This window comes from Streptomyces sp. NBC_00388, from assembly GCF_036061255.1.
Lineage (GTDB): Bacteria > Actinomycetota > Actinomycetes > Streptomycetales > Streptomycetaceae > Streptomyces.
Map to the genome: position 1 here is coordinate 5,034,276 of NZ_CP107948.1, position 26,586 is coordinate 5,060,861.

The window sequence follows — 26,586 nt, forward strand, 5'->3', positions numbered from 1 at the left end:
GTGGTGCCCGCCGGGGCGCGGGCTCAGCGGGCGCCGCCCATCCGCCCGCGGGTGGCGCCGCCGCCGAAACGGGCAGGCGCGCCTCCGGCGCCGATGAGGATCCCGCCGAGGACCGCGCCGCTCGCGGGCTCCCCTGCGCGCTGCTTCCCGTAGCCGCGTACGTCCTGTTCGGCGAGGTACTGGGCCTGCCCGGCCAGCGAGTCGGCCTGCTGGGCCGCGGCCAGGGCGCGCCGGGCCTCGCTGCCGGCCAGGGCGCCGGACCGCTCCAGGTGACGCTGGGCCTCCGCCAGCCGGGTGCGGGCCCGGCTGCCGACCGCGCCGCGGTGGGTCGTGATGTAGTCGGCGGCCGCCCCGGTCGTGGAGCGCGCCGTCAGGGTGGCCGCTTCGAGGAGTTCGGCGGCCCTGCGGGGGCCCGCCCCTGGCGCGCCGCCCGCCGGCGCCCTGTCCAGGGGCGCGTCCGCCTCGCCTACCCGGCGCAGCGCGTCGACCGGGTCGTACGGGCCCGTCCGCTGCTCCTGACGTACGCCGGCCGTCACCGTCTCCGCGTGCGCGATCCGGCCCTGGAGGCCGGCCCCGGCGGCGGTGGCGCCCGGCAGCCCGCGGGCCTCCGCCAGATCCGCCTCGGTCCCGGTGAGCGCACCGGTCAGTCGCACCTCGGCCTCGGCGACCTCGCGGGCCCGCCGGTCGACCGCGTCGAGCAGGACGGCCGCCTGCCCGACGGCGCTCTCCGCGGCCCGTACGTGCACCGCGGCCAGGGAGTTCTCCCCGGCGTCCGCCGCCTGCCTGGCCCGGTTCAGACCGTCGGTCGCGAAGAGCAGCCGGTCCTTGGCCTGCTCGACGTTGCCTGATACCGCGGCGGACGCCGAAGGCGCATACCGCTCCCGCAGGACCGCGAGCGTGGACTCGGCGGCTCCGGTGCGCCCCGCGGCCACCCGGAAGGCCGTCTCCGCAGCCGCCAGCTCCTGGGGGGCGGTCCGCTCCAGATCGCGCAGCCGGTCGAAGCCGTCCGACTCCTCGTCGAGGCGCCGCCCGGCCTCCGTGCACCGCGCGACGATCTCCTCCAGCATCTGCCGCCCTGCCCCCTCCTCCTCGGGGCGCGAACCGTCGAGGGGGGAGGCGTCGTCGAGCCGCTGGCGGAGCCGGAACGCCGTGGCCAGCTCACTCCTGGCATACGCCAGAGCCGCCGTGAACGGCTGCACCGCCTCCTCCCCGAACCGGGCCGTGGCGATACCGAGTTCCTCGGCACTCGTCAGGAGCGCGTCATCCGTCCGGGCGAGCAGCTTCCCGGCCTCCGCGGTGAGCCGCGCCGACGGGACCCCCTCGGTGACCGGGCCGCTCCAGCCCTGCTGCTGCGCGCCGGCCGCGGGGGTGGTCCTGGTCTCGGCGCGACGCCTTCTGCGGGTGTACGCGTAGATCGCCAGGCCGCCGACCACGACCACCAGCGCGAGCGGCACCAGCAGTGCGCCGTTGCCCATGTCGACTTTTCTGCCGTCCTGGCCCGGAGCTTCGAGCGCGCCCGCCTGCCCGGCCGCGCGCGCGGCCGGCACCGGGCTCACCAGCAGGCACACCGTGCAGAGCACGGCGGCGAGAGCGGCGAGGACGGCGGTGTGCGGCCGTGCGGATGGCTCGTGCGGCGTCACATGGGGGAGCGTATGACCGCCCCGGGCACCCCGCGACCGCAGCTACGCTGTGGGGCCTACCGGACGAGCTCGTGGGGGGCATACGTGCAGGTAAGACGCTGGAGTATCCGCATACGGCGCGCGGTGGCCGGCCGGCGGGCCCGGGTCGCACCGCACGGCGGGGACGTGCGAGGACCGCTGCGCACCTGGCTGAAGCGGGCCGCGCTCGGTGTGGCCGTGCTCCTCCTCGTGCCCGCGCTGACCGCGGGCATCGTCCTGCGTGCCGACTACGCCGGCGACTACCGGGACGGCACCCGCACCCGTGGCCGTGACGCCATCTGGCTCGGCCACGCCTGGGTCGACGGCCGGAAGAAGGACGCCGATGTGGCCGCACTCGCGGCCCGGCTGCGGGGGACCGGTCTGCGGGACCTCTATGTGCACGCGGGGCCGCTCGAACACGACGGCACACTGCCGCACGCCCGCTACGCCGGGGCGAAGTGGCTCATCGACTCCGTGCACCGCGCGCTGCCCGGCGTACGCGTCCAGGCCTGGCTCGGCGACCAGCTGGACACCGAGACCCCGGAGGGCCTCGACCTCACCCGCGCCGCGACCCGAGACGCGATCGTCACCTCCGCGCGCGGAGTCATCGACGCGGGGTTCGAAGGGACGCACTTCGACCTGGAGCCGCTGCACTCGGGCGACCGCGACTATCTGGCGCTCCTCGGCAGCCTGCGCGAACTCACCAGGGACCGTGGCGTCCTGCTGTCCGTGGCCTCCCACCAGATAGACCCGCTGCCCGCCGCGCACAGCGTCGCCGGCGCGCTGAGCGGGCACCCCAAGTACTGGTCGCAGAAGTTCTTCGGTGAGGTCGCCCGCGAGGTGGACCAGATCGCCGTGATGTCCTACGACACCGGGCTTCCGCTCCAGAGCCTGTACGGCGGCTATGTCGCCGAGCAGACCACGCTCGCCCTCGAAGTCACGCCGGAATCGACCGACTTGCTGATGGGGCTGCCCTTCTACCACGAGACGAAGCCCGGCCACATCGCGTCCGCAGAGACGGTCGCCGCGGCCGTGCGCGGGGTCCGGCTCGGGCTCGGCCGGCAGGACCGGGGCCGGGAGCACTTCGGCGTCGCCCTGTACGTCGATTTCGCCGCGACGGAGTCGGACTGGACGGCGTATCGCAAGGGCTGGAGCCCGGGCCGGACCTGAGCGGGCCGGGCCCCTGCCGCCACGGGGAAGGCGGGAGCCGCCGGCGTCAGGACCGCCGGCTCCCGGCCGGGGCGGCCCCGGCTACGCCCGGCGGCGGCCTATCCGGCTGCCCAGCCAGACCAGCGGGTCGTACTTCCGGTCCACGGCCCGCTCCTTCAGGGGGATCAGGGCGTTGTCGGTGATCTTGATGCCCTCCGGGCAGACGTCCGTGCAGCACTTGGTGATGTTGCAGTAGCCCAGGCCGTGCTCCTCCTGTGCGGTCCGCTTCCGGTCGAGTCCTGCCTCGGCGGCGGCGTCCAGCGGATGCATGTCCAGTTCCGCGACCCGCATCAGGAAGCGCGGACCCGCGAAGGCCGCCTTGTTCTCCTCGTGGTCGCGCACCACATGGCAGGTGTCCTGGCAGAGGAAGCACTCGATGCACTTGCGGAACTCCTGCGAGCGTTCCACGTCCACCTGCTGCATCCGGTACTCGCCCGGTTCCACCCCCTCCGGCGGTACGAAGGCGGGCACCTCGCGGGCCTTCGCGTAGTTGAAGGACACGTCGGTCACCAGGTCCCGGACGACGGGGAAGGCCCGCAGCGGAGTCACCGTGACCGTGTCCGTCCGCGCGAAGACGGACATCCGCGTCATGCACATGAGCCGGGGCCGGCCGTTGACCTCGGCGCTGCACGAACCGCACTTGCCCGCCTTGCAGTTCCAGCGCACCGCCAGATCGGATGCCTGGGTCGCCTGGATGCGGTGGATGATGTCGAGGACCACTTCGCCGTCGTTCACCCCGACGGTGAAGTCGCGCAGCTCGCCGCCGTCCGCGTCCCCGCGCCAGACCCTGAAGCGTGCTTCGTACGAACTCACTCGTCCAACTCCTCATCGGCGAGGTACTTGACCAGCTCTTCCCGCTCGAAGAGGGCGAGCAGGTCCTGACGGATCGGCACGGTCTGCTTGCGGACGAGCGAGATCCGGCCCGTGTCCGGCTCCGCGGCGGACGGATCGCCCGCGGTGGGGCCGGCCAGCCGGCACAGCAGATTGATCCCGCGCCAGGCGCGGTCCATGGCGGGCCAGTCCTCGCGGGTGTGCCCGCCCCGGCTCTCGGTACGCTCCAGCGCGGCGCGGGCGACACACTCGCTGACCAGCAGCATGTTCCGCAGGTCGAGCGCGAGGTGCCAGCCCGGGTTGAACTGCCGGTGCCCCTCGACCCCGGCCCGCCGGGCCCGTACCCGCAGCGCCGCGAGCTTCTCCAGGGCCTGCTCCATCTCCCCCTCGCGGCGGATGATGCCGACCAGGTCGTTCATGGTCTGCTGGAGCTCCTGGTGGAGGGTGTACGGGTTCTCCGCCGCCTGCTGCCCGTCCCCGTCCCCGTCCCCGGCTCCGGGGCTCTCGGCGCTGAAGGGCCGCAGCGCCTCGGCCGCCGCCGCGTCGATCCGGGCGTCGTCGATCTGCGGCCGTACGGGGAGCGACGCCGAGTGCCGCGCCGCGTGGAGCCCGGCGCGGCGGCCGAAGACCAGCAGGTCGGAGAGGGAGTTGCCGCCCAGCCTGTTGGATCCGTGCATCCCGCCCGCGACCTCGCCGGCCGCGTAGAGCCCGGGCACCCCGGTGGCCGCCGCGGTCTCCGAGTCGACCGCGATCCCGCCCATCACGTAGTGGCAGGTCGGGCCGACCTCCATCGCCTCCGCGGTGATGTCGACGTCCGCGAGCTCCCTGAACTGGTGGTACATGGAGGGCAGCCGGCGCTTGATGACCTCGGCGGGCATCCGCGTCGACACGTCGAGGTAGACCCCGCCGTGCGGCGATCCACGGCCCGCCTTGACCTCCGCGTTGATGGCCCGGGCCACCTCGTCGCGCGGCAGCAGCTCGGGCGGACGGCGGTTGCTGTCCGGGTCCTCGTACCAGCGGTCGCCCTCCTCCTCCGACTCCGCGTACTTCTCCTTGAAGACATCCGGGATGTAGTCGAACATGAACCGCCTGCCCTCGCTGTTGCGCAGCACCCCGCCGTCGCCGCGCACCGACTCGGTGACCAGGAGCCCCTTCACCGAGGGCGGCCAGATCATCCCGGTCGGGTGGAACTGCACGAACTCCATGTTCAGCAGGGGCGCGCCCGCGAGCAGCGCCAGGGCGTGGCCGTCGCCCGTGTACTCCCAGGAGTTCGAGGTGACCTTGAAGGACTTGCCGATGCCTCCGGTGGCGAGGACCACGCTGGGAGCCTCCAGGACGAAGAACCGGCCGGACTCGCGCTGGTAGCAGAAGGCGCCGGCGACCCGGTTTCCCGCGGCGGGGCCCCCGTCGGTCGCGGCCGTGGAGCCGCCGTCCGGCGCCGAGGTGAGGATCCGGGTGACCGTGCACTCCTGGAAGACCTTCAACCGCGCCTCGGGGTCGCCGCACTCGCGTTCGTCCTCCTGCTGGAGCGAGACGATCTTCTGCTGGAGGGTGCGGATCAGTTCCAGGCCCGTCCGGTCGCCGACATGGGCGAGGCGCGGGTACTCGTGGCCGCCGAAGTTGCGCTGGGAGATCTTCCCCTCGGGCGTGCGGTCGAAGAGGGCGCCCCAGGTCTCCAGCTCCCAGACCCGGTCGGGCGCCTCCTGGGCGTGCAGTTCGGCCATCCGCCACTGGTTGAGGAACTTGCCGCCGCGCAGGGTGTCGCGGAAGTGCACCTGCCAGTTGTCGCCCGTGTTCACATTGCCCATGGAGGCCGCGATCCCGCCCTCGGCCATGACCGTGTGCGCCTTGCCGAAGAGCGACTTGCAGATCACAGCGGTCCTGGCGCCCTGTTCCCGGGCGGCGATCGCGGCACGCAGCCCGGCGCCGCCCGCTCCCACGATCACGACGTCCCACTGCTGCCGGTCGAGCTGAGTCGTCATCCGGAAAACCTCATCTAGAAGAACCTCGGATCGTCGAAGACACCGGAAGCGACCAGCCAGACGTAGAAGTCGGCGACCGCGATGCTGACCAGCGAAGCCCAGGCGAGCTGCATGTGACGGGCGTTCAGCGCACTGACCCAGCCCCAGATCCGGTACCGCACAGGGTGCCGGGAGAAGTGCTTCAGCCGGCCGCCCACGATGTGCCGGCAGGAGTGACAGGAGGCGGTGTACGCCCAGATCAGCGCGGTGTTGACCAGGAAGACCACCGAGCCGAGGCCCATGTGGCCCCAGTGGTACCGCTCGTCGCGGAAGGTCAGCACCGTGTCGTACGTCAGGATCCCGGCGATGACCACGGCCGCGTAGAAGAAGTACCGGTGGATGTTCTGCATGATCAGCGGGAAGCGGGTCTCGCCGCTGTACGTCCGGTGCGGTTCCGCGACCGCGCAGGCCGGCGGGGACGCCCAGAAGCCCCGGTAGTACGCCTTGCGGTAGTAGTAGCAGGTCAGCCGGAAGCCCAGCGGGAAGACCAGGATCAGGACGGCGGGGGAGATGCCCCACCAGCTTCCGAAGAGCTCCCAGTTCGGCCCGTGCCGCATGGGTACGCACTTCTCGGCCAGGCAGGGGGAGTAGAAGGGCGAGACGTAGGGCGCCGTGTAGTAGTCGGTGTTCGCGAAGGCCCGCCAGGTCGAGTACGCGACGAAGGCGAGCAGTCCGGCTGCGGTCGCCGCCGGGGAGAGCCACCAGCGGTCGGTCCGCAGGTGGCGGGCGGCGATGGCGGCACGCGAGGGATGGTGCACGCCCGTGCCGGGACGGGGCCGGGGTTCCGTGCCTGTTGCCAACGGGGTCTCCATCCTGGATCAGGGGGCGTGCCGGTCGCGGGCGCCGATCCCTTCGTCGTCCACGTAGTCGTCGGCCGCGGAGGACGCGGCGGAGGACCAGAGCGCGGTGTCGTACGGGGCGTCGGAGATGCTGACCAGATCAGGGCCTGCCGCGGAGTACGCGGCCGGTACGGCCTCACGCAGCAGGGCGAGGCTCTCGCGCAGGTGGCCCGCGTCCGTGCGGACCCGGCGGATCTCCAGTCGGCTGCCGAGCCGCTGTTCCAGCAGGCCCAGCGAGCGGTCCAGCTCGTCGAGACAGCGCTGAGCGGCCATCACATCGTCTTGCAGGGGCATGACGTGCCTCACTTCCGCCGGTGCGGACGGCAAACGATCGCGCGTCGGAGAGTGTCGCGCGTCACATCGCACTTGTGAAGGGATACGGGCGAATCCGCCCGGGCCGGGGGCGCGGCCCGGCAGCGCACTCCCCTGGGTGCCCCCGTTGCGCCGCACGGGTGGGGTTCGGGAGGCGCTCCGCCGTGTCTCCCGCGGACGGGGCGGGGCCTCCCCTTCAGTGAAGGGGTCATAGGTGTGATCAACATGAAATGCCACCAAACCTGAAGATTCGGCTCATTCCCCGCTGGGGTGGGCAGGGTCGGCCCCGGAGGTATCAGCCATGTCCCACGTCGGCGTCCCACACGGGAGAGCGAAGCGTCGCAGCGTCGCGCTCCTCGCCACCGGTGTTCTCGCGCTGCCCGTGCTGGCCGGGTGCGGTTCGAGTGACGACCACAGCAGCAGCGCGAAGACGGCGGCCCCCGACATCGCGACGGCGTCGCGGTCCCGGATCGCCGACGGCGGCACCCTGCGCTGGGCGGTCGACGCGATGCCCGCCACCCTGAACACCTTCCAGGCCGACGCCGACGCGTCCACCTCACGGGTCGCGGGCGCCGTGCTGCCCGCGCTGTTCACGCTCGACCGCTCGGGGCGGCCGAAGCTCAACGCCGACTACCTGGAGTCGGCCAAGGTCATCAAGCAGGAGCCGAAGCAGGTGGTCCGCTACCGGATCAACCAGAAGGCGGTCTGGAGCAACGGCCGGGAGATCGGCGCGCCCGACTTCGTGGCCCAGTGGCGGGCGCTCAGCGGCAGGGACTCGGGGTTCTGGACCGCACGCAACGCCGGGTACGACCGGATCGAGAAGATCGAGAAGGGGAAGGACGACCTGGAGGTACAGGTCACCTTCAACAAGCCCTACGCGGACTGGCGTTCACTCTTCACCCCGCTGTACCCGAAGGAGGTCATGAGCACTCCGGACACCTTCAACGACGGGGCGCGCAAGACGCTCGCGGCGACGGCGGGGCCGTTCAGCATCAAGAGCGTGGACGCGGACGCCAAGCAGGTCAAGCTGGTCCGCAACCCGCACTGGTGGGGCCGGCAGGCCAAGCTCGACTCGCTCGTCCTGACCGCCGTACCGGCCGAGGAGCGCACCGCGGCGCTGACCGCCGGCTCCCTCGACCTGGCCGACATCGACGGACCGGCCGCCGGGCGGATCACGCTCGCCGGCAAGGACGGGAGCAACGGGCAGCCGCTGACCCATGGCCCCGGCAGCGAGGTCCAGCCCGCCGACGCCCTGCTGAACTGGGCGGCGGCGCACGGCGCGGACGGACCCGAGGCACAGGAGAACGCCAGCCGGGCCGCCGAGCAGACCCGCAAGGACCGCGCTGAGTACGCACGGCAGCAGGCGGGCCTGCACCGTTACGTGGTCCGCAAGTCCCTGGAGCCCGCCTTCACCCAGCTGGCCATGAACGGCAGCTCGGGCCCGCTCGCCGACGAGCGGGTGCGCCGGGCGGTCGCCAGGGCCCTGGACCGCAAGGAGATCGCGTCCGACGTCCTGAAGCCGCTCGGGCTGCCCGCCCTGCCGCCCGGGAGCCATCTCGCGCTGGCGGGCCAGGAGGACTACGCGGACGGCAGCGGCGCCATCGGCGGCCACGACCCGCACCAGGCCCAGGCGCTGCTCGCCGACGCGGGCTGGACGGCCCAGGGCGCCCGCGAGACCGGCCAGGGCACCAAGGCGGGGAGCAAGCCCGAGGCATCGGGCTCCCCGTCGGAGTCCGGCAGGCCGGGCGCGTCGGGCAGGCCCCAGGAATCCGCGCAGCCCGGCGGGTCGGCACGGCCCAGCGCCACGGGGTCGTCCGCGGCCTCCCAGGACGACTCGAAGTCCGGCGCCGCGTCCGGCGAGGAGAAGCACCAGGTCGCCGGGGCATACGCCCCCCGGGGCACCGCGGCTCCCGCTGCCGCCGCACCCGCCGCCGCGCTGGGCAAGAACGGCAAGGCGCTGACCCTGCGCTTCGTGCTGCCATCGGGCCCGGGCTCGGAAGTGATCAACAGCGTCGGCACCAAGATCACCCAGGAGCTGGACGCGGTGGGGATCCGCACGGTGATCAGCAAGGTCGACAGCGCCGGGTACTTCAAGGACCACATCGCCTCCGGCGACTACGACCTGGCCGTCTACTCCTGGCCTGCCACCGCCTACCCGGCCACCGACGCCCGGCCGATCTACGCCAAGCCGGGCGTCGCGTCCGACGGCTCGCTCATGGTCGACCAGAACTACACCCGGGTCGGCACCGAGCGCATCGACCAGCTCTTCGACCGCGCGTCCGGCGAGCTGAACGAGAAGACCGCACGGGACCTGGTGAAGCAGGCCGACGCCCATATCTGGGCCACCGCAGGATCGATTCCGCTGTATCAGCGCCCCGAACTCGTCGCTGCCAAGCGCGGCGTCGCGAACGCCGGGGCCTTCGGTTTCGCGGCCCCCGTCTACCAGGACATCGGCTTCCTGAAGTCCGCCAAGAGGTCCTGAGCAGCTTTCGGGACGATTCCTCAGCTCCGCGGTACCAGCGCAGAACCGCAGGTCGCAGCCGTGCCCCCGGGGCCTGACCCCGGGCGCGGCCCGATCCCTCACTTGCCCGCCGGCCCTGTCGGCGGGCAAGCTGGTTTCTCGCGCCGCCGGCCGCAGGCAGGCCCCGGGCCGCCCCCGCAGAACCCTTGGCAGGCAAGGGCCGGGCGCCGGTAACCGTCGCCCGGGAAGCCCCGGGTGCGCAGGCCCCGTACCATGGGACTGGCCGTGGCGCGTCCGCCCGGCGGGCGTACCAGGACAGACGCCGCATCCCACGAGCTGAGAGAAGCGCAAGCCACCCATGCCCACGCGCCACGACATCCGTAACGTAGCCATCGTCGCCCACGTCGACCACGGCAAGACCACCCTGGTCGACGCCATGCTCAAGCAGGCCGGCGCCTTCGCCGCGCACGCCGCCGAGCACCTCGACGACCGCATGATGGACTCGAACGACCTGGAGCGTGAGAAGGGCATCACGATCCTGGCCAAGAACACGGCCGTGAAGTACCACCCCAAGGATGGCGGCGACGTCATCACGATCAACATCATCGACACCCCCGGCCACGCCGACTTCGGCGGTGAGGTCGAGCGCGGTCTCTCGATGGTGGACGCGGTCGTTCTCCTCGTCGACGCCTCCGAGGGGCCGCTGCCCCAGACCCGCTTCGTGCTCCGCAAGGCCCTGGACGCCAAGCTGCCGGTCATCCTCTGCGTGAACAAGACGGACCGCCCGGACTCCCGGATCGACGAGATCGTCAACGAGACGTACGACCTCTTCCTCGACCTGGACGCCGACGAGGACCAGATCGAGTTCCCGATCGTCTACGCGTGCGCCCGTGACGGCGTCGCCTCGCTGACCAAGCCCGCGGACGGCACCGTCCCGCAGGACAGCGACAACCTGGAGCCGTTCTTCTCCACGATCCTCTCCAGCGTCCCGGCGCCGGAGTACGACGAGGACGCCCCGCTCCAGGCGCACGTCACCAACCTCGACGCGGACAACTTCCTCGGCCGTATCGCGCTCTGCCGTGTCGAGCAGGGCGAGCTGCGCAAGGGCCAGACCGTCGCGTGGATCAAGCGCGACGGCACGATGTCCAACGTCCGCATCACCGAGCTGCTGATGACCGAGGCGCTCACCCGCAAGCCCGCCGAGAAGGCAGGCCCCGGCGACATCTGCGCCATCGCCGGTATCCCGGACATCATGATCGGCGAGACCCTGGCCGACCCCGAGAACCCGATCGCGCTGCCGCTGATCACGGTCGACGAGCCGGCCATCTCGATGACTATCGGTGCGAACACCTCGCCGCTGGTCGGCAAGGGCGGCAAGGGCCACAAGGTCACCGCCCGGCAGATCAAGGACCGTCTGGACCGCGAGCTGGTCGGTAACGTCTCGCTCCGCGTCCTGGACACCGAGCGCCCCGACGCCTGGGAGGTCCAGGGCCGTGGTGAGCTGGCGCTCGCCATCCTCGTCGAGCAGATGCGCCGCGAGGGCTTCGAGCTGACCGTCGGCAAGCCCGAGGTCGTCACCAAGCAGATCGACGGCAAGACGCACGAGCCGATCGAGCGTATGACGATCGACTCGCCCGAGGAGCACCTCGGCGCCATCACCCAGCTGATGGCGACCCGCAAGGGCCGTATGGAGACGATGACGAACCACGGTTCGGGCTGGGTCCGCATGGAGTGGATCGTCCCGTCCCGCGGGCTGATCGGCTTCCGTACGGAGTTCCTCACGCAGACCCGTGGCACCGGCATCGCACACTCGATCTTCGAGGGCCACGAGCCGTGGTTCGGTGACCTGCGGACCCGCCACAACGGTTCGCTCGTCGCGGACCGCGCGGGCGTCGTGACGCCGTTCGCGATGGTCAACCTCCAGGAGCGCGGTGTCATCTTCACGGAGGCCACCACGGAGGTCTACGAGGGCATGATCATCGGTGAGAACTCGCGCGCCGACGACATGGACGTGAACATCACCAAGGAGAAGAAGCTCACCAACATGCGTGCGGCCTCCGCGGACACCACGGAGAACGTGGTGCCGGCCAGGAAGCTGTCGCTGGAGCAGTCGCTGGAGTTCTGCCGCGACGACGAGTGCATCGAGGTGACCCCGGAGACCGTGCGTATCCGCAAGGTCGTCCTGGACCAGAAGGAGCGCGGCCGCAGCGCCTCGCGCGCCAAGCGCTGACGCCCCGCCCCGGGACCGCTCCGGGCCCCGGACCCCGCCCGGCCCCCCACCACGACTGTGGTGGGGGGCCGGGCGTTCGTTCACCCCGGTCTCGCGCGACGCCGTGCAGCCCCTCAGCGCACCTGGTCACCGGGCTTCCCGTACCGGAGGAAACCGCCGGTCTCGACGGTCCAGGGGCCGAGCGCCACCGTGTCGCCGAAGATGTACGGGGCCTTCTGCCGGTAGCGGTCCTTGCACGGCTCGGAGTGGACCTCGATGGTTCCGGTGCGAGGGTCGACGATCATGTAGAGCCCGATCCCCATGGCCGGGTACTCGGCGAGCTTCTCGCCGTAGTCGTTCTCCGGGTTCGAGGGGGAGACGATCTCGACGACGGCCAGGACCTGGGTGGCGTCGACGGCGAGGCCAGGTTCGTCGAGCGCCTCCTCGGGGATGACGAGGGCGTCGGGGCGCCGCATGCGGCCGATCTCGGGGTGCTCGATCTCCGGGCCGTTGGCGCAGACGTAGCCGGGACGAGTGGCGGGGAGCTGCTGATTGAGCTGGTTCCGGATGCGGTGCACCGTCCCCTCGTGGCGCTTCGAGGGGCTCATCATGGCGAGAAACGGCCCGCTGGGACCGATCTCGACATTCCAGGATCCCTCAAGGTGCTCGGCGTAGGCAGTGAGGTCCTCGGCGATCGCGCGCATCTTCGCGTAGTCCATACGCGAAGGGTAGCGAGAGCGGTGTCCTGGCATCTGCGGCTCCGGGCGCCGCTCCGGCCGGGTCCCGCGTCAGGCAGGCCCCCGGTACTGGTGCATCATCACCGCCGGGTCCGGGGTCCAGTACGCGTGCAAGGTGGCCGTCCGTATCCAGCCCAGCCGCTCGTAGAGCGCGACCGCCGCCGCGTTGGTGGTGACCACGTCCAGGAGCGGGCGCAGCCCCGATTCCCTCGCCGCACCGGTGACACGGCCCAGCAGCAGTTCACCGATGCGGTGGCCGCGCACAGCCGGGGACACGTACAGCCGGTTCACCTCGCAGGTGCCCTCCCGCTCACCCGGGGACAGCACGGCGTGTCCGGCCACCGCGCCGTCGAGTTCGGCCACCCAGGCACCGAGCAGGCCGTCCGGCGTGAGCCAGGCGGCGGGGTCGGCGGGCCAGTGGAGGGGATAGGCGTCCCCGGCGTGCACATCGGCGAGGATCCGGACGCAGGCATCCAGGTCGGAGTCCCGGCGGAGGCGTACGTGAGCAGTCATCGCAGCATCGAAACACATCTGTCTTGCGGTGCCGGAGCCAGCCCTGCTGGCCGAGCGCATGGTTCCCGGCACCCGATCCACCGCGGGCCGCGGCCCCGCGTACCCCGGTCGGCCACCGGGCGGAACGGTCATCTTCCCGAACGGCAGGTCCAGTTCGGGCAAGTCGAGCATCGCGGCCGAGCCGCTGCGCATTCCGGACGACCGGTACTTCCACCTCCCGGCGGACGCCCTCCACGCGATGCGCTCGAAGCGGGAGATCCTGCCGCACCAGTTCCAGGACGTCATCGACAGCACCTGCCGGGGCTTCCACCGGGCCGCGGCGGGCATGGCGGCCCGAGGCGGCAACATCGGGGTGGACCACGTGTTCAGCCAGAGCCGGCTGACGCCCCCGGACGCGCCGCACACGTGGCGGCGGAGGCCGTCCGTCCCTGACCCGTCATGCCACTGCGCTCCTCAGGAGGCCTGCTCCGCGCCCGCCGCCCCCGCTGCCGACCGGGGGGCCGCGTCGTCGGCTTCGATCACGCCCTCGACCGGGGTGCGCAGCGGGGAGAGGTAGGCGACGCCGGCGATGACCAGCCGGAGCACCGCGCCGACGGCGATGATCAGATACATGTTGTGGAACGCGGACTCCAGGGCGCCCGCCAGGAGGGCGGAGACCGGGATGGAGGCGAAGGCCAGCATGCGGGTGGTGGCGACCACCCGGCCGAGCAGCTCCCGCGGAACGATCTTCTGGCGCAGGGTGAACCAGGCCACCGGGTTGATGGAGCCCAGCGCGTACAGCAGGCCCCAGACAACCCCGATGGCGAAGGGGCTGCGCAGCGGGATCAGCAGCAGCGTGGCCAGGCCGGCCAGGGCCGTGGTGGTGATCAGGATCCGGCCGGGCGGGAACTTCTGCACCAGGCGGCCCGCGACCGCGGCCCCGAGCACCGCGCCGACCCCCTGGGCCGCCAGCACCACCCCGATGACCTGCGGGCCGAGGTGGCGGTAAGTGGTCAGGTAGAAGAGGAAGTTCGCCTGGATCAGCCAGATCGCGAAGTTGGTTCCGGTGAACATCAGCGAACCGGCGGCGAGTACCTTGTTGCGCCGGAACACGTAACTCAGGGCCACCCGGATGTCCTGGCCGAAGGTGGCTTTCCGGTGAGGCCGCCGCTCGCCCTCGGCCGCGGTGTGCCGGATCAGCAGGATGGCGGCGGCCGAGATGATGAACGTCGCGGCGTTGACGTAGATGGTGGTCTCGTAGCCGAGGAACATCACCAGTCCGCCCGCGGCGGCGGGACCGATCATGCTCATGATGTTGTCGCCGGACTGCATCCAGCTGTTGGCCGGCCCGAGCCGGTCGGCCGGCACGATCTCCGGCAGGAAGCTCTGGAAGGCCGGGTGGTAGACCGGCTCCACGCAGGCAAGCAGGAACGCGGTGAGGTAGATGGGCCACAGCGCGTGGCTGCCTGCCGAGACGACCAGGGCGAGTCCGGTGGCGATGACGGCCGCGGTGAGGTCACCGAAGATGAGCATCCTGCGGCGGTCGAAGCGATCGGCGAACACCCCGCCGGGCAGGGACAGCAGCAGGAAGGGGATGTACTCGATCGCGTAGACCGCGCCCGTACTGAGCGCCGAGCCGGTGAGTTTGAGCACCAGGAGAGGCAGCGCCAGCCGGTACAGCCAGTTGCCCAGCGAGGACGTGATGTAGGCAGTCAGCAAGGTGTAGTAACGACGTCCCACAGGCGCTTCTCCAGAAGTCCGTGACGAATCGGCGCCGGTGCGCAGGGGATCGAGCCAGGTCTGGGCAGGGAGGCCGGGCCCCGCCTGCGGTCGCTGGGGGCGAGGGCCCGGCGACACTCTATATTTTTCCGGGCACCGGCAGGCGGTGTTCGGACGCCGGGCCCGGCCGGACCGCCAGGTTGGCCGGAACAGCGCGCCGCCCGGCCGGGGCGGCGCGTGTGGCGGGGCAGGGGAGGGCCGCCCGCGTCCTGATCAGCCGGACACGGCCAGGCCGGCCACCGGTGCGCCGGCCGCGGTCACGGTGCCGCACACCGGGCAGTCGCTCTGCCGCTCCCAGCGCTCGCTCTCGCCCATGGCGTAGTCCGCGAACCGCAGCTCCATCAGCCGCCCCGCCGCGACCGGCGGGGCAATGCCCGTGACCAGCCTGGTCAGTTCGCCGATCAGGAACCCGGTGGTCATCGTGACCAGGGGACAGAACGCCGCGTTGTCCCCTCCGATCTGCCGCTCCCGCTTCTCGTCGAGCAGCTGGGCGGCGATCTCGTCGGACGCGAAGGTCTGGCGCCGCCAGCACTCGATGCAGCCGGTCAGGCCGGGCAGCATGGTGTAGTACACGGCTCGCTGGGTTTCGAGGCCGCCGGTGATCAGCGGCACCCCGGCGCGCACACAGGCTTCGTTCACCCAGTTCGCGATCTCCATCTTGGGCCGGTCGGCGACGGAGATGACCACGTCCGCCCCGTCCAGTACGCGCAGGACGTCGTCGACGGAGCCGATCTTCAGGTCGACCGCCTCGATATCGATGTGCGGGTTGAACTGCTGCACCCGCTCGACCGCCAGGTGCAGCTTCTGCTGCCCGATGTCGTCCTCCCGGTACAGGATCTGCCGGTTGAGGTTGGACAGTTCCACCCGGTCGAACTCCACGGCCCGCACATGCCCGATCCCCATCGCGGCCATGTCCAGCAGGATGTGGGAACCGAGGCCGCCCAGGCCGAGGAGGGTGACCCGGCAGTCGCGGAGCTTGCGCTGCTGCTCGTACTTGTTGTCGTCCATCCGGGCGAACGAACCGAAGAAGTTGATGTTGCGTTCCCAGCGCTTCAGTTCATGCGCTTCGAGGACGCCGTCCGATGTCTGCTGCGCGTCCAGCAGGAACTGCGCCTCGTCGAACTGGACCACGGCCTCTTCGACGTCCTGGCGGGTGACTTCGGGGAAGTCGGCGCTCAGTGCCTGATGCACCTCACCGGTGGTCCGGGTGCCGTCCAGCAGCTCCAGCAGGCGGCGGATGGCTCCGGTCGGGTCGGCGATCTCGGTCACCTCGCCGTAGCCGCCGATGAAGACCGTGTCACCCGAGCCGAAGGTGGGCGAGGTGTGCTTGAGCTGGGGCCTGCGTGTCTCGGCGGGGGGCATCGTCGTCTTCCTTCCGCGATACTGATGCGCGGGCGGGGGCCGGATGACCGGGCCGCCCCAAGGGACCTCCGCGGGTGGGCGATTGGCGCGCCCACCCGCGGAGTCGTAGACAGCGAGAGGTCAGGTGCCTCTCACGTGAGGGCTCAGCCCTCGTTCGCCTGGCCGGCGATGCTGGCCTTACGGGTCGTCATGGCAACGGACATAGGGATCACCTCCTTCGGCCCCCCAAGGGCGTGGATTTCCCGCTGCCCGCGAGGTGCGGGGAGCGGAAGTCTGTGAGCGCGCGCAGCTCGGCCAGCGAGAGCCTCAGCTGCTCGACCGCGTCGTGCCAGGTACGGCCAGGGTCACCGGTGGCCAGGGTCAGCAGCTCCGCCGGCTTCCGGGTGTCGCCCAGCCGCAGCATCGTCGTCAGCCGTGCGCCGGTGCCCCGCGGATCGGCTTCGAAGTGGCGCAGCAGGGTGAGCGCGGACAACTGGCCGTACACGTAGGCGTAGTTCGAACCGGGCGCGGTGAAGAGCGAGTCGAGATAGCTCCACCACAGGCGGTACCCGTCCGTCAGCCGTACAGCGGGACCGTAGAGCCGGTGCTGCCCCTCCGTCCACACCTCGCCGATGGACTCCGCGTCGAGGGTCTCCCCACCGCGCGCCCGGTCGTGCAGGGCCACCTCGAACCGGTGCAGCGCCGCCTGCCGGCCGATCGCGACCATCTGGTCCTCCAGCCACCGCCCCAGCCACTGCAGGCGCACCGCGGGGTCCGCGGCGCCGGCCAGCAGCTGCCGTACGGCGAGCCCTTCGCAGAACAGGGCGAAGGTTTCGGCCATGACGGGGGCCGGGGTGGCTGCCAGGTAGGGCTGGTCCGCGGCCAGTTGCAGATAGACGGCGTGCCCGGTCTCGTGGACGAGCGTCAGTACGTCCCTGGGCTTTCCGCGGAAATTCATGGAAATGCAGGGGAGCTGCCCCGGAATGGCCTGGGTGAATGCGCTCCTTGCTTTTCCGGGGCGGGGCTCCGCATCGATCCTGCCGCTGTCGAACAGAGTGCGGGAGAGCTCGGCCGCCACCGGTGATATGGATTCCATCACCGATATCGACCGGTGTACGGCTGTCGCCCATGTTATTTCTGGTGCGGCTGGGGCGAGAGGTGCGTACCTGTCGTAGTCGGCGAAGTCGTCCACTCCCAGGATTTCCTGCTTCAGCGTGTAATAGGAGTGGATAAGCGGAAGGCATTCGTCCGACGCTGCGAGCAGTCCGTCGAGCTCGGTGGCGGACACCTGGTCGAACAGGCGCCGCTCACGCAGCCAGTCGGTGCCCCGGACGGCGGCCCGGGCCTCGCTGTCCGCCACCGTCATCGACAGGGCGAAGGCGCGCAGCTCAGCCTGGCCGGTGAGAGCGGATCCGATGGCGGCGTGGGTCGCCCTCCGGGCGTCGCGGTCGTCCTCGTAGAGGCGGGGGACCGTCTCGGCGATGCTGAGCGAAGCACCGTCCAGTTCGACGGAGATGTCACCCAGCAGCTGCTGGGACAGCCGTTCCCAGCCTCCTCCGCCCGTCGGGAGCAGCCGCGCCAGTATCGATTCCTGCACGTCAGGGAGGTTCCCGGTGGCTCCTGCCCGTACCTTGCCGACGAAGTTCGCGTAGGGCCCCAGCTCACCCGGCCGCCCGGCTCCCCGGGTGCCCAGCTCTGTTTCGAAGAAGGCGAGGGCCGAAGCCAGCCCGGCCCATGCCCGGTCGCAACGGGACAGCAGCGCGACGGCCCCGGGGCGCAGTGTGGCGTCCGACCGCAGGAGCTCGCCGTAGCAGGAGGCTTCCTGGATCCGTGCGATGCACTGCTCGTACCGCTGGATGGCGGTCTGTAAGGACCGTGCGTCCAGGCCGGCCAGGGTGCCGGTGTGGTCGGCCGCGATCTTCTCCGCTTCGCCGAGCGCCTCGTCCAGTGACGCGTGCACTTCTGCGGACTGCGGATCGGGGAAGAGGGAGGCGACGTCCCAGCGCGGTGCGGGGGAATCAGCCGGTAAATTCCGGGTGAGATGCTTTCTGCCGTGCGTTGACATCGATCCTCCTTTCAAAGCCCATCCGTGCTGGCCGTCAACAGATTGCCGAGAACAGAAAACAAAGAGAGCGACTTGAAGGATCTCCGCACGACCGGTCTCACATTTAAACCGGCGGCAGGAGGACAATAGGCAGGGCATTGTTCGGGCGTCAAGTGCCTGCCTCGGAAAGGCTTGGACCCGTCATGGCGGCGCAGATTCCGCTCTCACCGAGTGTCACGACTCGGCCGGACAATATCCCTGATATCCGTAATCCGGCTGCGGAACGTAGCCCCGCACCGGAGCGCTCGGCACCGCCGCGCGGTCGCAGGGCGTGGGGCGGGGGAGCCGGCGGCGGGCCGGGCAGCGGCGGTGCCAGGGAACGGGACAGCGCCCCGCACGAGGGTGCGGGGCGCTGTCATGGGGATCGTGCGAGGGCGTCCGGGTGCTGCCCCGGGCCGAGCGGTTCAGGCCGCGGCCGGGGACTCCTCCGGGAAGTGGCATGCCGTGAGGTGGCCCGGCTTGCTGTCGGTCAGCTGGACGAGCGGCGGCTCGTCGGTGGCGCACTTCTCGGTGGCCTTCCAGCAGCGCGTACGGAACCGGCAGCCGCTCGGCGGGTTCAGCGGCGACGGGACGTCACCGACCAGCCGGATGCGGTTGTCCTCCCTCTCCGTGCCCTCGTCGGGGACTGTGGCCTCCGGGACGGCGGAGAGGAGTGCCCGGGTGTAGGGGTGGCGCGGAGCGCTGTACAGCGTCTCGCGGTCGGCTATCTCGACGATCTTGCCGAGGTACATGACGGCGACGCGGTGCGAGAAGTGCCGGACGATCGCCAGGTCGTGGGCGATGAAGAGGAACGAGATCCCCATGTCCTTCTGCAGCTTCTGCAGGAGGTTGACGACCTGGGCCTGGATGGAGACGTCGAGGGCGGAGACCGGCTCGTCGGCGACGATGAGCTTGGGTTCCAGGGCGAGGGCGCGGGCGACGCCGATGCGCTGGCGCTGGCCGCCGGAGAACTCGTGCGGGAAGCGGTTGTAGTGCTCCGGGTTGAGCCCCACGATCTCCAGGAGCTCGCGGATGCGGTGCTCCCGGCCACCCTTGGGATTGATGTTGTTGACCTCCATCGGGCCACCGACGATCTTGCCGACGGTCTGACGGGGGTTGAGCGACGAGTACGGGTCCTGGAAGATCATCTGGATCTCGGAGCGGACCGGCGCCAGTTCCTTGCGGGAGGCGTGCGTGATGTCCTGGCCCTGGTACGTGATCTTGCCGGCCGTGGGCTCCATCAGCCGGGTTATCAGACGTCCGGTGGTGGACTTGCCGCAGCCGGACTCGCCCACCAGGCCGAGCGACTCGCCCTGGTTGACGGCGAAGTCGAGGCCGTCGACGGCCTGGACATCCGCGACCTTGCGCTTGAACGGGAACCCGCCCATCACCGGGAAGTACTTCGTCAGGCCGGTGACTTCGAGCAGGGGGGTGTCGGTGGTCATGTGCGTTCTTTCCCTTTGGCTCTCGGTCAGCTCAGCCGGGGCTGGATCTGGTCGGCGAAGATGTCCTTCTTCTGGACTGGGGTGAGGTGGCAGGCGGAACCGCGCCCGGCGGCGAGTTCGAGAGGCGGCCGGTCTGTGGAGCAGGCATCGCCCGCGACCTGGTCCTTGAAGGTGCACCGGGGGTGGAAGCGGCAGCCCGTCGGGGGGTTGAGCAGGCTGGGCGGGGAGCCCGGGATCGGCATCAGCGGGACGTCGACCGGACCCTTCAGGCTCGGCATCGAGCCGAGCAGCCCCCAGGTGTACGGGTGCTGGGGCGCCCGGAGCACCTGGCGCTTGGTTCCCCGCTCCACGCAGCGGCCGCCGTACATCACGAGCACGTCGTCCGCGATGTCGGCGATCACGCCGAGGTCGTGGGTGATGAAGACGATGGCCGTGCCGAACTCCTGCTGGAGGTCCTTGAGGAGGTCCATGATCTGCGCCTGGACGGTGACGTCCAGCGCGGTCGTCGGCTCGTCAGCGATCAGCAGCTCGGGGTCGCAGACCAGCGCCATCGCGATCATCGCGCGCTGGCGCATACCGCCGGAGAACTGGTGCGGGTAGTCGTCGACCCGCAGGTCCGGCTGCGGGATGCCGACCCGGGTGAGCATCTCGATCGCGCGCTTGCGGGCCTCCTGCTTCGAGGCGCCCGTGTGCTTGCGGTAGGTCTCGCTGATCTGCCGGCCGACGGTGTGGAACGGCGACAGCGAGGCCAGGGCGTCCTGGAAGATCATCGCCATCTTGTTGCCGCGCAGTCGCTCCAGCTCCCGCTCACTGGCGCCGAGCAGCTCCTTGCCGTCGAGCACGATCTCGCCGTTGATCTGGGTGCGGTCCCGGTCGTGCAGGCCCAGGATCGTCAGGTTGGTGACGGACTTGCCGGAGCCGGACTCGCCGACGATGCCGAGCGTCTTGCCCTTCTCCACGTCGAAGGAGAGGCCGTCGACGGCCTTGACTGTGCCGTCCTCGGTCGAGAAGTGGACCTGTAGGTCCCTGACAGAGAGGAAGGGCTGCTGATCGGTGCTCGTCACGAGGACGCTCCAGGAAGTGTTGCGGGGATCGGGGGTGGGGCGGGAGAGGGAGGGAGCGGGTCAGGCGAGACGGATCCGCGGGTCGATGAGGCCGTAGATGGCGTCCACGAAGATGTTGAAGAAGACGATCGCCGCGGCTGCCACGATGGTGACGCCCAGGAGCATGGGCAGATCGCTCGTGTCGACGGACTGCAGCGCGAGCCGGCCGATCCCCTGAATGCTGAAGACCTGCTCGGTGATGATCGCGCCGCCGATCAGCGTGCCCAGGTCGATACCGAAGATGGTGACGATCGGCCCCATGGCCCCGCGCCAGGCGAAGCGGAAGAAGACCGAGGCCCGGGAGAGCCCCTTGGCGCGCGCCGTGCGGACGTAGTCCTCGGTGAGCTGTTCGACCAGCTGCGAGCGGGTCATACGGGTGTAGTTCGCCGTGAAGATGATGGAGAGCACCAGCCACGGCAGCAGCAGTCCGGACGCCCACTTGACCGGGTTCTCGGTCAGCGGTGTGTACGACGGCTGGTCGAGCAGCCCCATCTGCTGGACCAGGATGAACATCGCGATGTAGCCGACGAAGTAGATCTGCAGTGAGGAGCCCAGCAGCGATACGGAGCTGGCGATCTTGTCGAGCGCCTTGCCCTGCTTGACGGCGGCGATCATGCCCGCGCCGATGCCGATGACCAGGAAGAAGAAGGCCGAACCGAGCGCCAGCGAGATCGTCAGCGGCATCCGGTCAAGGATCGTGCCGAGGACGGGCTGGCGGTTGGTGAAGGAGTAACCGAGGCAGGGGGCCGGGCAGTGGCCGTAGTTGCCGTAGTCACGGCCAGCGAAGATGCCGACCAGCCAGTGCCAGAACTGCACCGGCATCGGGTCGGCTATGCCGAGGTTCAGCCGGATCTGCTTGAGCAGCTCGGGCGTGCAGGTCTTGCCGCAGGCCAGGCGTGCCGGGTCACGGGGGATCGCGTAGAAGAGGTAGAAGGTGATGGCGCTGATGATCAGCAGGATGACGATAGCGCCGGTCACGCGGCGGAGAAGAAATCGAAGCATGGGGTCGTGACTTTCCGGGTGGGGCGCCGTCGCCGAGGTGTAGGGAGCGGGGGAGGGCCGGGGTCGGGGGAGGGCGGCCGGTCGGGCCGCCCTCCCCCGGACGACGTGCTACGCCGTGGTGTAGAGCTTGCAGATCGCGATACCGGTCGCGCCGGCGTCGTAGACGAGCCCGCCGACCTTGGAGCCGTGCAGCCAGTTGCGGATCGGCCAGTAGTCCGGGACGACGGCGGCCAGTTCCATGATCTGACGGTCGATCGCACCCCAGGCGGCGTTGGCCTTGTCCGGGTCCGCGATCAGGGCCGCCGCGTCGATGGCCTTGTTGACGCTGGCGTTGTTCAGCTGCGGCCAGTTCGACGCGCCGTTGGCGATCACGCGGCCGTCGAAGGTCGGCTGGAGCGCGGTGTAGCCGCCCGGCCAGTCGGCGGACCAGCCGGCAGCGAACATGTCATAGGTGTTGTCGATCTGGGCGATCTGGGTGTAGAAGGTCGTCTTGTCGACCTGCTTGGTCACCGGGGTGAAGCCCGCCTTGGTGAGGGCGTTCTTGATCGCGACAGCCTGCTTCACGGCGTTGTCGGACTGCTGGAAGGCGATGACGACCTTCTGGCCGACCTTGCCGGCCTCCTTCAGGAGGGCCTTGGCCTTGACCGGGTCGCCGCTCGGCTTCTTCCGCTTGCCGTAGAGGTCGAAGTCCGTGTGACCCGGGGTGAGCGGGCTGATGATCGTGGTCGCGATCTCGGAGTTCGAGACGCCACCGCGGATCAGCTGGCACTGCTGCGACGGCCACGCGTAGTTGAGCGCCTGGCGGACCTTGACGTCCGTGATCCGCGTCGTGTTGATGGCGTAGTAGTACGTCGCCGTGTCGAGGTGCGTCAGGACGCGCTTCTTGAGCTGGGCGTCGCCGAGGACCTTCTGGATGCGCTCGGGGGCGATCTCGTTGAACATCGACACGGTGTGCTGGTCGTTGCCCTGGTCGGCTATGTAGCGGTCCGTCGACGCGAGCAGCTGGAAGCCGAACTGAAGCTGCCACTTGTCCGGGTACGCGTTGCGGATCGGGTCCGTCTTGGGGTCCCAGTGGGCGTTGCGCGAGATCGTCATCGACTTGCCGGGCTGGCGGCTGTCGATCTTGTACGGACCACAGGAGAACGGCTTCTTGTCGTAGTCCTCCTTGGTGTCGTGCTTCTTCGGCACCAGGGAGAAGGCGCGCATACCGAGCGTGAAGTTGAAGTCGGTGCGGGCTTCGCTGAGGTGGAAGGTGACGGTCTTGCCGCTGGTCTCGATGGAGTCCAGGTGCTTGCCACCGTAGGGGCCCTTGTAGCCCTTGCCGCCCACCAGCCACTGCTGGGGGTAGCGCGGGCCGTAGGTGATGAAGCTGGCGAAGAGGCGCTCGAAGGTGTGCTTGACGTCGTCGATCGTGACGTCGGAGCCGTCCTCCCACTTTCCGCCGTCCTTCAGCGTGAAGGACCAGGTCTTGCCGCCGTCCTTCATCGTGCCGGCGTCGGTGGCGAGGTCGCCCACGAGGGTGGTCTTGCCGTTGTCGGCGACCTTGTAGCCCACCAGGCCACGCATGAAGAGCGGGGTGATCCAGCCCTCGTAGCTCGACCAGATCTGTGCCGGGTCCAGGTGGTCGCAGTCGAGCTGGTCCATCGTCCAGATCGTGCCGCCCTTGGCCGCGCCGGGGACCTCGGGGGCGGGGCCGGTGGAGTCCGCCTTGGTGCCGACCTCGATCGTGTCGGCCTTGCCCTTGCTGACGTTCGGGGCGTCCTTGCCGCCACTGCCGGTGTCACCGCCACCGCCGCCGCTGCTGCACGCGCTGAGAACGGTGGAGCTCGCGGCCGCAACTCCGGTGGCGATCAGGAAGTTTCTACGGGAGAAAGACATGGCGTATCGGTCCTTGGGATCGGTGGACGAGGCAGGTGCGACAGGCCGGACCACAGCGGCCGGGCTGCTGGAGCGGTGGTGTCAGCGCTTCGACTTGGGGTCGAGCGCGTCGCGTACCGAGTCGCCGAGCAGATTGAAGGCGAGCACGAAGATGACCATGGAGATGCCGGGGAAGAGCATGAACGTGATGTCGTCCGTGTAGAACGACGAACCACGCGCGATCATGACGCCCCAGTCCGGCGTGGGGTCGATCATGCCGACACCGAGGAAGGCGAGACCGGCCTCGGCCGTCACCATGGCGGGCAGCGCAAGCGTGGACTGGATGAGGATCGGCGTCCAGAGGTTCGGAAGCAGTTCCTTGAAGATGATCCGGGCAGGGGATGCGCCGGTCACCTTGGCTGCTTCGACGAACTCCCGCTCACGCAGTGCCAGCACCTGTCCGCGGAGCAGGCGGGCCAGTGAGGCCCAGCCGAAGCCCGCGAGGACGAGGATCAGCGAGATCGCCCGCAGCGAGGTCGGGATGTCGTCGTCCGGGCCGACGAAGAGCCCGTAGACCACCGGCATGAAGGCGATGAAGAACAGCGTCGACGGGAACGACAGGAGGATGTCGATGAGCCGGCCGATGAAGTAGTCCGTCTTGCCGCCCAGGTAACCGGCTGTCACACCGATGACCACACCCACCACGGTCAGAAGGATCGTGATCGCGGACGCGATCAGCAGTGAGGTCCGGATGCCGTAGAGGAGGAACGTGAAGACGTCCCGGCCAAGCTGCGGCTCAAGGCCGAACCAGAAGTCGCTGCTGATGCCGCCGTTGGGCTTGATCGGATAGGCGAAGCTGTTGAGCAGCCCGGGGGTGTCCTGGCCGTACGTCTCGTACGGGTTCTTCCCGTACAGCTTCGCGATCAGCGGCGCGCCGATGGCTATCACGAAGAAGAACACGACGATGCAGGCGGACACGACGCCTGTCCTGTCGCGCTTGAATCGCCGCCAAGCCAGCTGGCTCGGGCTCCGGGCGTCGGCGCCCTTGTTCGGGCTGTCGGGCTGCCGGGACTCCTCCACGATGTCGATGGAAGTGGTGTCCACCGGAACGAGGGGGGCCGGGGATGGCGTGGTCATCGAACTCCTGTCCCCGTACGGAAAGCGGCATCCTCCGGGCAGGAGGAGCTAAGGGGTTGGAACGGACCCAATCAATCGAGTTGACAGCGGTCAATGCGCGTAGCAACTCCACACCTGGTCTTTAGGTTTTTGACCAAGTCTTGAAGAAGAAAAGATGTCTTCTAGGTAGACGCAGATTTTATGAAAACCGCAAATCGTACGGTCTCGGACAGCTGCGTCCGGTCAAAGGTGTGTCCATTTCGTTATGCGGGGCATCCGGGCGTTTCTGGTGACGGATGGACACAGACGGCCGCAGAGAAGGTGCATTGGTTGTGTTATCCAGTGATATTGGGCCCTAAGTATGATTTAGGACCTAGAGGAGGCACTCCATGCGCGGAGCCACACACGCCAAGTGGGCCGCATGCGCGGTCGCCGTCGCCCTCGCGGCGACGGCCTGCGGCGGCGGAGGAAGCAGCGGCGGAAGTGGCGGAGCGAACGGAGTACTCAGCTCGTCCTGGGGTGATCCGCAGAACCCGCTGGAGCCGGCGAACACCAACGAGGTCCAGGGCGGCAAGGTCCTCGACATGATCTTCCGGGGTCTCAAGAAGTACGACCCGAAGACCGGCAAGGCGAAGAACATGATGGCGTCCAAGATCGAGACCAGCGACTCGGTCAACTTCAAGATCACGATCAAGAAGGGCTGGACGTTCAGCAACGGCGAGAAGATCACCGCCAAGTCGTACGTCGACGCCTGGAACTACGGCGCGAGCCTGAAGCACAACCAGAAGGACGCCTACTTCTTCGGCTACATCGACGGCTACGACAAGGCGCACCCGGACTCCGGCAGCGCCAAGGCCACCACGCTCTCCGGGCTGAAGGTCGTCGACGACACCACCTTCACGGTGAAGCTGAACCAGAAGTTCTCCACGTTCCCGGACACCCTGGGGTACCCGGCCTTCGCCCCGCTGCCCACGGCGTTCTACAAGAACCACTCCGCGTGGCTCTCCAAGCCGATCGGTAACGGTCCGTACACCGTGCAGTCGTACACCAAGGGCTCGAAGATGAGCTTGCGCAAGTGGGCCAAGTACCCGGGCCCCGACAAGGCGCAGAACGGCGGCGTCGACCTCAAGGTCTACACGGACAACAACACCGCCTACACGGACCTGACCGCGGGCAACCTCGACCTGGTCGACGACGTCCCCGCCGCGCAGCTCAAGAACGTGAAGTCCGACCTGAGCGGGCGCTACATCAACACCCCCGCCGGCATCATCCAGACACTCGCGTTCCCCTTCTACCGGCCCGAGTGGAACACCGCGGGTGCCAAGAAGGTGCGGATCGGCCTTTCCATGGCGATCAACCGGCCGCAGATCACCAAGACGATCTTCCAGAACACCAGGACCCCGGCCACCGACTGGACCTCCCCGGTCCTCGGCGCCGCAGGCGGGTACAAGGCCGGGCTGTGCGGTGCCTCCTGCGAGTACAAGCCCGCCGAGGCGAAGAAGCTGATCCAGCAGGGCGGCGGCATTCCCGGTGGCCAGCTGAAGATCTCGTACAACGCGGACACCGGCTCGCACAAGGAGTGGATCGACGCCATCTGCAACAACATCAACAACACCCTCGGGAACGACAAGGCGTGTGTCGGCAACCCGATCGGTACGTTCGCCGACTTCAGGAACCAGATCACGGCGAAGAAGATGACGGGCCCGTTCCGGGCGGGGTGGCAGATGGACTACCCGCTCATCCAGAACTTCCTGCAGCCGCTGTACTACACCGACGCCTCGTCCAACGACGGCCACTGGACCAACAAGTCCTTCGACAAGCTCATCAACCAGGCCAACGCGGAGACCGACACGGCGACCGCCGTCAAGAAGTTCCAGGACGCCGAGGGGGTGCTCAGGGACAACATGGGCGCCATTCCGCTCTGGTACCAGAACGGCAGCGCCGGTTACTCGGACCGCGTCTCGAACGTCGCCCTGAACCCGTTCAGCGTGCCGGTCTACAACGAGATCAAGGTCCACTGACGCCTGAGGGAGCACGGCCCGGCGCGAGCGCGCCGGGCCGCACGGCTTCCCCGTACGACGACCCCCGGAG

The 26,586-nt window shown here is 69.5% G+C and carries 20 protein-coding genes; 5 read left to right on the plus strand and 15 right to left on the minus strand.

The genetic code is table 11. From position 1 onward, the window contains the following. Positions 1-23 precede the first annotated feature (23 nt). Positions 24-1,640, minus strand: coding sequence for a TPM domain-containing protein (locus OG917_RS22575; RefSeq protein ID WP_328319424.1), 1,617 nt, complete (start codon positions 1,638-1,640; stop codon positions 24-26). A gap of 165 nt (positions 1,641-1,805) precedes the next feature. On the opposite strand from OG917_RS22575, the gene OG917_RS22580 reads away from it, so the two are divergent. Continuing rightward, complete coding sequence (locus OG917_RS22580) at positions 1,806-2,828, plus strand: hypothetical protein (protein WP_328319425.1); 1,023 nt, start codon at positions 1,806-1,808, stop codon at positions 2,826-2,828. Between the two features lie 81 nt (positions 2,829-2,909). Here the strand turns inward: OG917_RS22580 and OG917_RS22585 are convergent, their stop codons facing one another. Genes OG917_RS22585 through OG917_RS22600 form a run of 4 tightly spaced genes read right to left on the minus strand, consistent with a single transcriptional unit; the run spans position 2,910 to position 6,852 of the window. Then, positions 2,910-3,680: a succinate dehydrogenase/fumarate reductase iron-sulfur subunit gene (locus OG917_RS22585; RefSeq protein WP_328319426.1), complete on the minus strand. Its 771-nt coding sequence runs from the start codon at positions 3,678-3,680 to the stop codon at positions 2,910-2,912. Then, entirely contained in the window at positions 3,677-5,680 is a 2,004-nt protein-coding gene (locus OG917_RS22590) for a fumarate reductase/succinate dehydrogenase flavoprotein subunit (RefSeq protein ID WP_328319427.1), read from the minus strand. The genes OG917_RS22585 and OG917_RS22590 overlap by 4 nt, the downstream gene beginning before the upstream one ends. A 14-nt stretch (positions 5,681-5,694) precedes the next feature. Beyond that, on the minus strand, positions 5,695-6,519 hold the full coding sequence (locus OG917_RS22595) for a hypothetical protein (RefSeq protein WP_328319428.1): 825 nt from the start codon (positions 6,517-6,519) through the stop codon (positions 5,695-5,697). Positions 6,520-6,537: 18 nt separating this feature from the next. Then, the gene (locus tag OG917_RS22600) at positions 6,538-6,852 is read right to left on the minus strand and encodes a hypothetical protein (RefSeq protein WP_328319429.1); all 315 of its coding nucleotides are present in this window, start codon (positions 6,850-6,852) and stop codon (positions 6,538-6,540) included. A gap of 319 nt (positions 6,853-7,171) precedes the next feature. On the opposite strand from OG917_RS22600, the gene OG917_RS22605 reads away from it, so the two are divergent. Together OG917_RS22605 and typA are read left to right on the plus strand one after the other, a co-directional pair. Continuing rightward, a complete protein-coding gene (locus OG917_RS22605; protein ID WP_328319430.1) occupies positions 7,172-9,352 on the plus strand; it encodes an ABC transporter family substrate-binding protein in 2,181 nt (726 codons plus the stop codon). Between the two features lie 337 nt (positions 9,353-9,689). Next, on the plus strand, positions 9,690-11,561 hold the full coding sequence (gene typA, locus OG917_RS22610) for a translational GTPase TypA (RefSeq protein WP_328319431.1): 1,872 nt from the start codon (positions 9,690-9,692) through the stop codon (positions 11,559-11,561). A gap of 113 nt (positions 11,562-11,674) precedes the next feature. Here typA and OG917_RS22615 read toward each other — a convergent pair whose 3' ends face one another. Next, a complete protein-coding gene (locus tag OG917_RS22615; RefSeq protein WP_328319432.1) occupies positions 11,675-12,259 on the minus strand; it encodes a Uma2 family endonuclease in 585 nt (194 codons plus the stop codon). 69 nt (positions 12,260-12,328) lie between these two features. Continuing rightward, positions 12,329-12,790, minus strand: coding sequence for a GNAT family N-acetyltransferase (locus OG917_RS22620; protein ID WP_328319433.1), 462 nt, complete (start codon positions 12,788-12,790; stop codon positions 12,329-12,331). A gap of 28 nt (positions 12,791-12,818) precedes the next feature. On the opposite strand from OG917_RS22620, the gene OG917_RS22625 reads away from it, so the two are divergent. Beyond that, positions 12,819-13,346: a phosphotransferase-like protein gene (locus OG917_RS22625; protein WP_328319434.1), complete on the plus strand. Its 528-nt coding sequence runs from the start codon at positions 12,819-12,821 to the stop codon at positions 13,344-13,346. Here OG917_RS22625 and OG917_RS22630 read toward each other — a convergent pair. The 8 genes from OG917_RS22630 to OG917_RS22665 all read right to left on the minus strand — a co-directional run bounded on the left by OG917_RS22630 (position 13,244) and on the right by OG917_RS22665 (position 24,516). Then, on the minus strand, positions 13,244-14,509 hold the full coding sequence (locus OG917_RS22630; protein ID WP_328319435.1) for an MFS transporter: 1,266 nt from the start codon (positions 14,507-14,509) through the stop codon (positions 13,244-13,246). The two genes, OG917_RS22625 and OG917_RS22630, sit on opposite strands and share 103 nt — an antisense overlap. A gap of 252 nt (positions 14,510-14,761) precedes the next feature. After that, a complete protein-coding gene (locus OG917_RS22635; RefSeq protein ID WP_328319436.1) occupies positions 14,762-15,910 on the minus strand; it encodes a ThiF family adenylyltransferase in 1,149 nt (382 codons plus the stop codon). 208 nt (positions 15,911-16,118) lie between these two features. Then, a complete protein-coding gene (locus OG917_RS22640) occupies positions 16,119-17,954 on the minus strand; it encodes a M3 family metallopeptidase (RefSeq protein ID WP_328319437.1) in 1,836 nt (611 codons plus the stop codon). A 443-nt stretch (positions 17,955-18,397) separates the two neighbouring features. Further along, positions 18,398-19,417 (minus strand): ABC transporter ATP-binding protein, encoded by a 1,020-nt coding sequence (locus OG917_RS22645; protein ID WP_328319438.1) that lies wholly within the window; start codon positions 19,415-19,417, stop codon positions 18,398-18,400. 26 nt (positions 19,418-19,443) lie between these two features. Beyond that, the gene (locus OG917_RS22650; RefSeq protein WP_328319439.1) at positions 19,444-20,481 is read right to left on the minus strand and encodes an ABC transporter ATP-binding protein; all 1,038 of its coding nucleotides are present in this window, start codon (positions 20,479-20,481) and stop codon (positions 19,444-19,446) included. Positions 20,482-20,541: 60 nt separating this feature from the next. Further along, positions 20,542-21,522, minus strand: coding sequence for an ABC transporter permease (locus OG917_RS22655; protein WP_328319440.1), 981 nt, complete (start codon positions 21,520-21,522; stop codon positions 20,542-20,544). A gap of 108 nt (positions 21,523-21,630) precedes the next feature. Continuing rightward, positions 21,631-23,400, minus strand: coding sequence for an ABC transporter substrate-binding protein (locus OG917_RS22660; protein ID WP_328319441.1), 1,770 nt, complete (start codon positions 23,398-23,400; stop codon positions 21,631-21,633). 81 nt (positions 23,401-23,481) lie between these two features. After that, on the minus strand, positions 23,482-24,516 hold the full coding sequence (locus OG917_RS22665; protein ID WP_328319442.1) for an ABC transporter permease: 1,035 nt from the start codon (positions 24,514-24,516) through the stop codon (positions 23,482-23,484). Positions 24,517-24,884: 368 nt separating this feature from the next. Between OG917_RS22665 and OG917_RS22670 the strand changes: the two genes are divergently transcribed. Next, entirely contained in the window at positions 24,885-26,516 is a 1,632-nt protein-coding gene (locus tag OG917_RS22670) for a peptide ABC transporter substrate-binding protein (protein ID WP_328319443.1), read from the plus strand. The last annotated feature ends 70 nt before the right edge of the window (positions 26,517-26,586 follow it).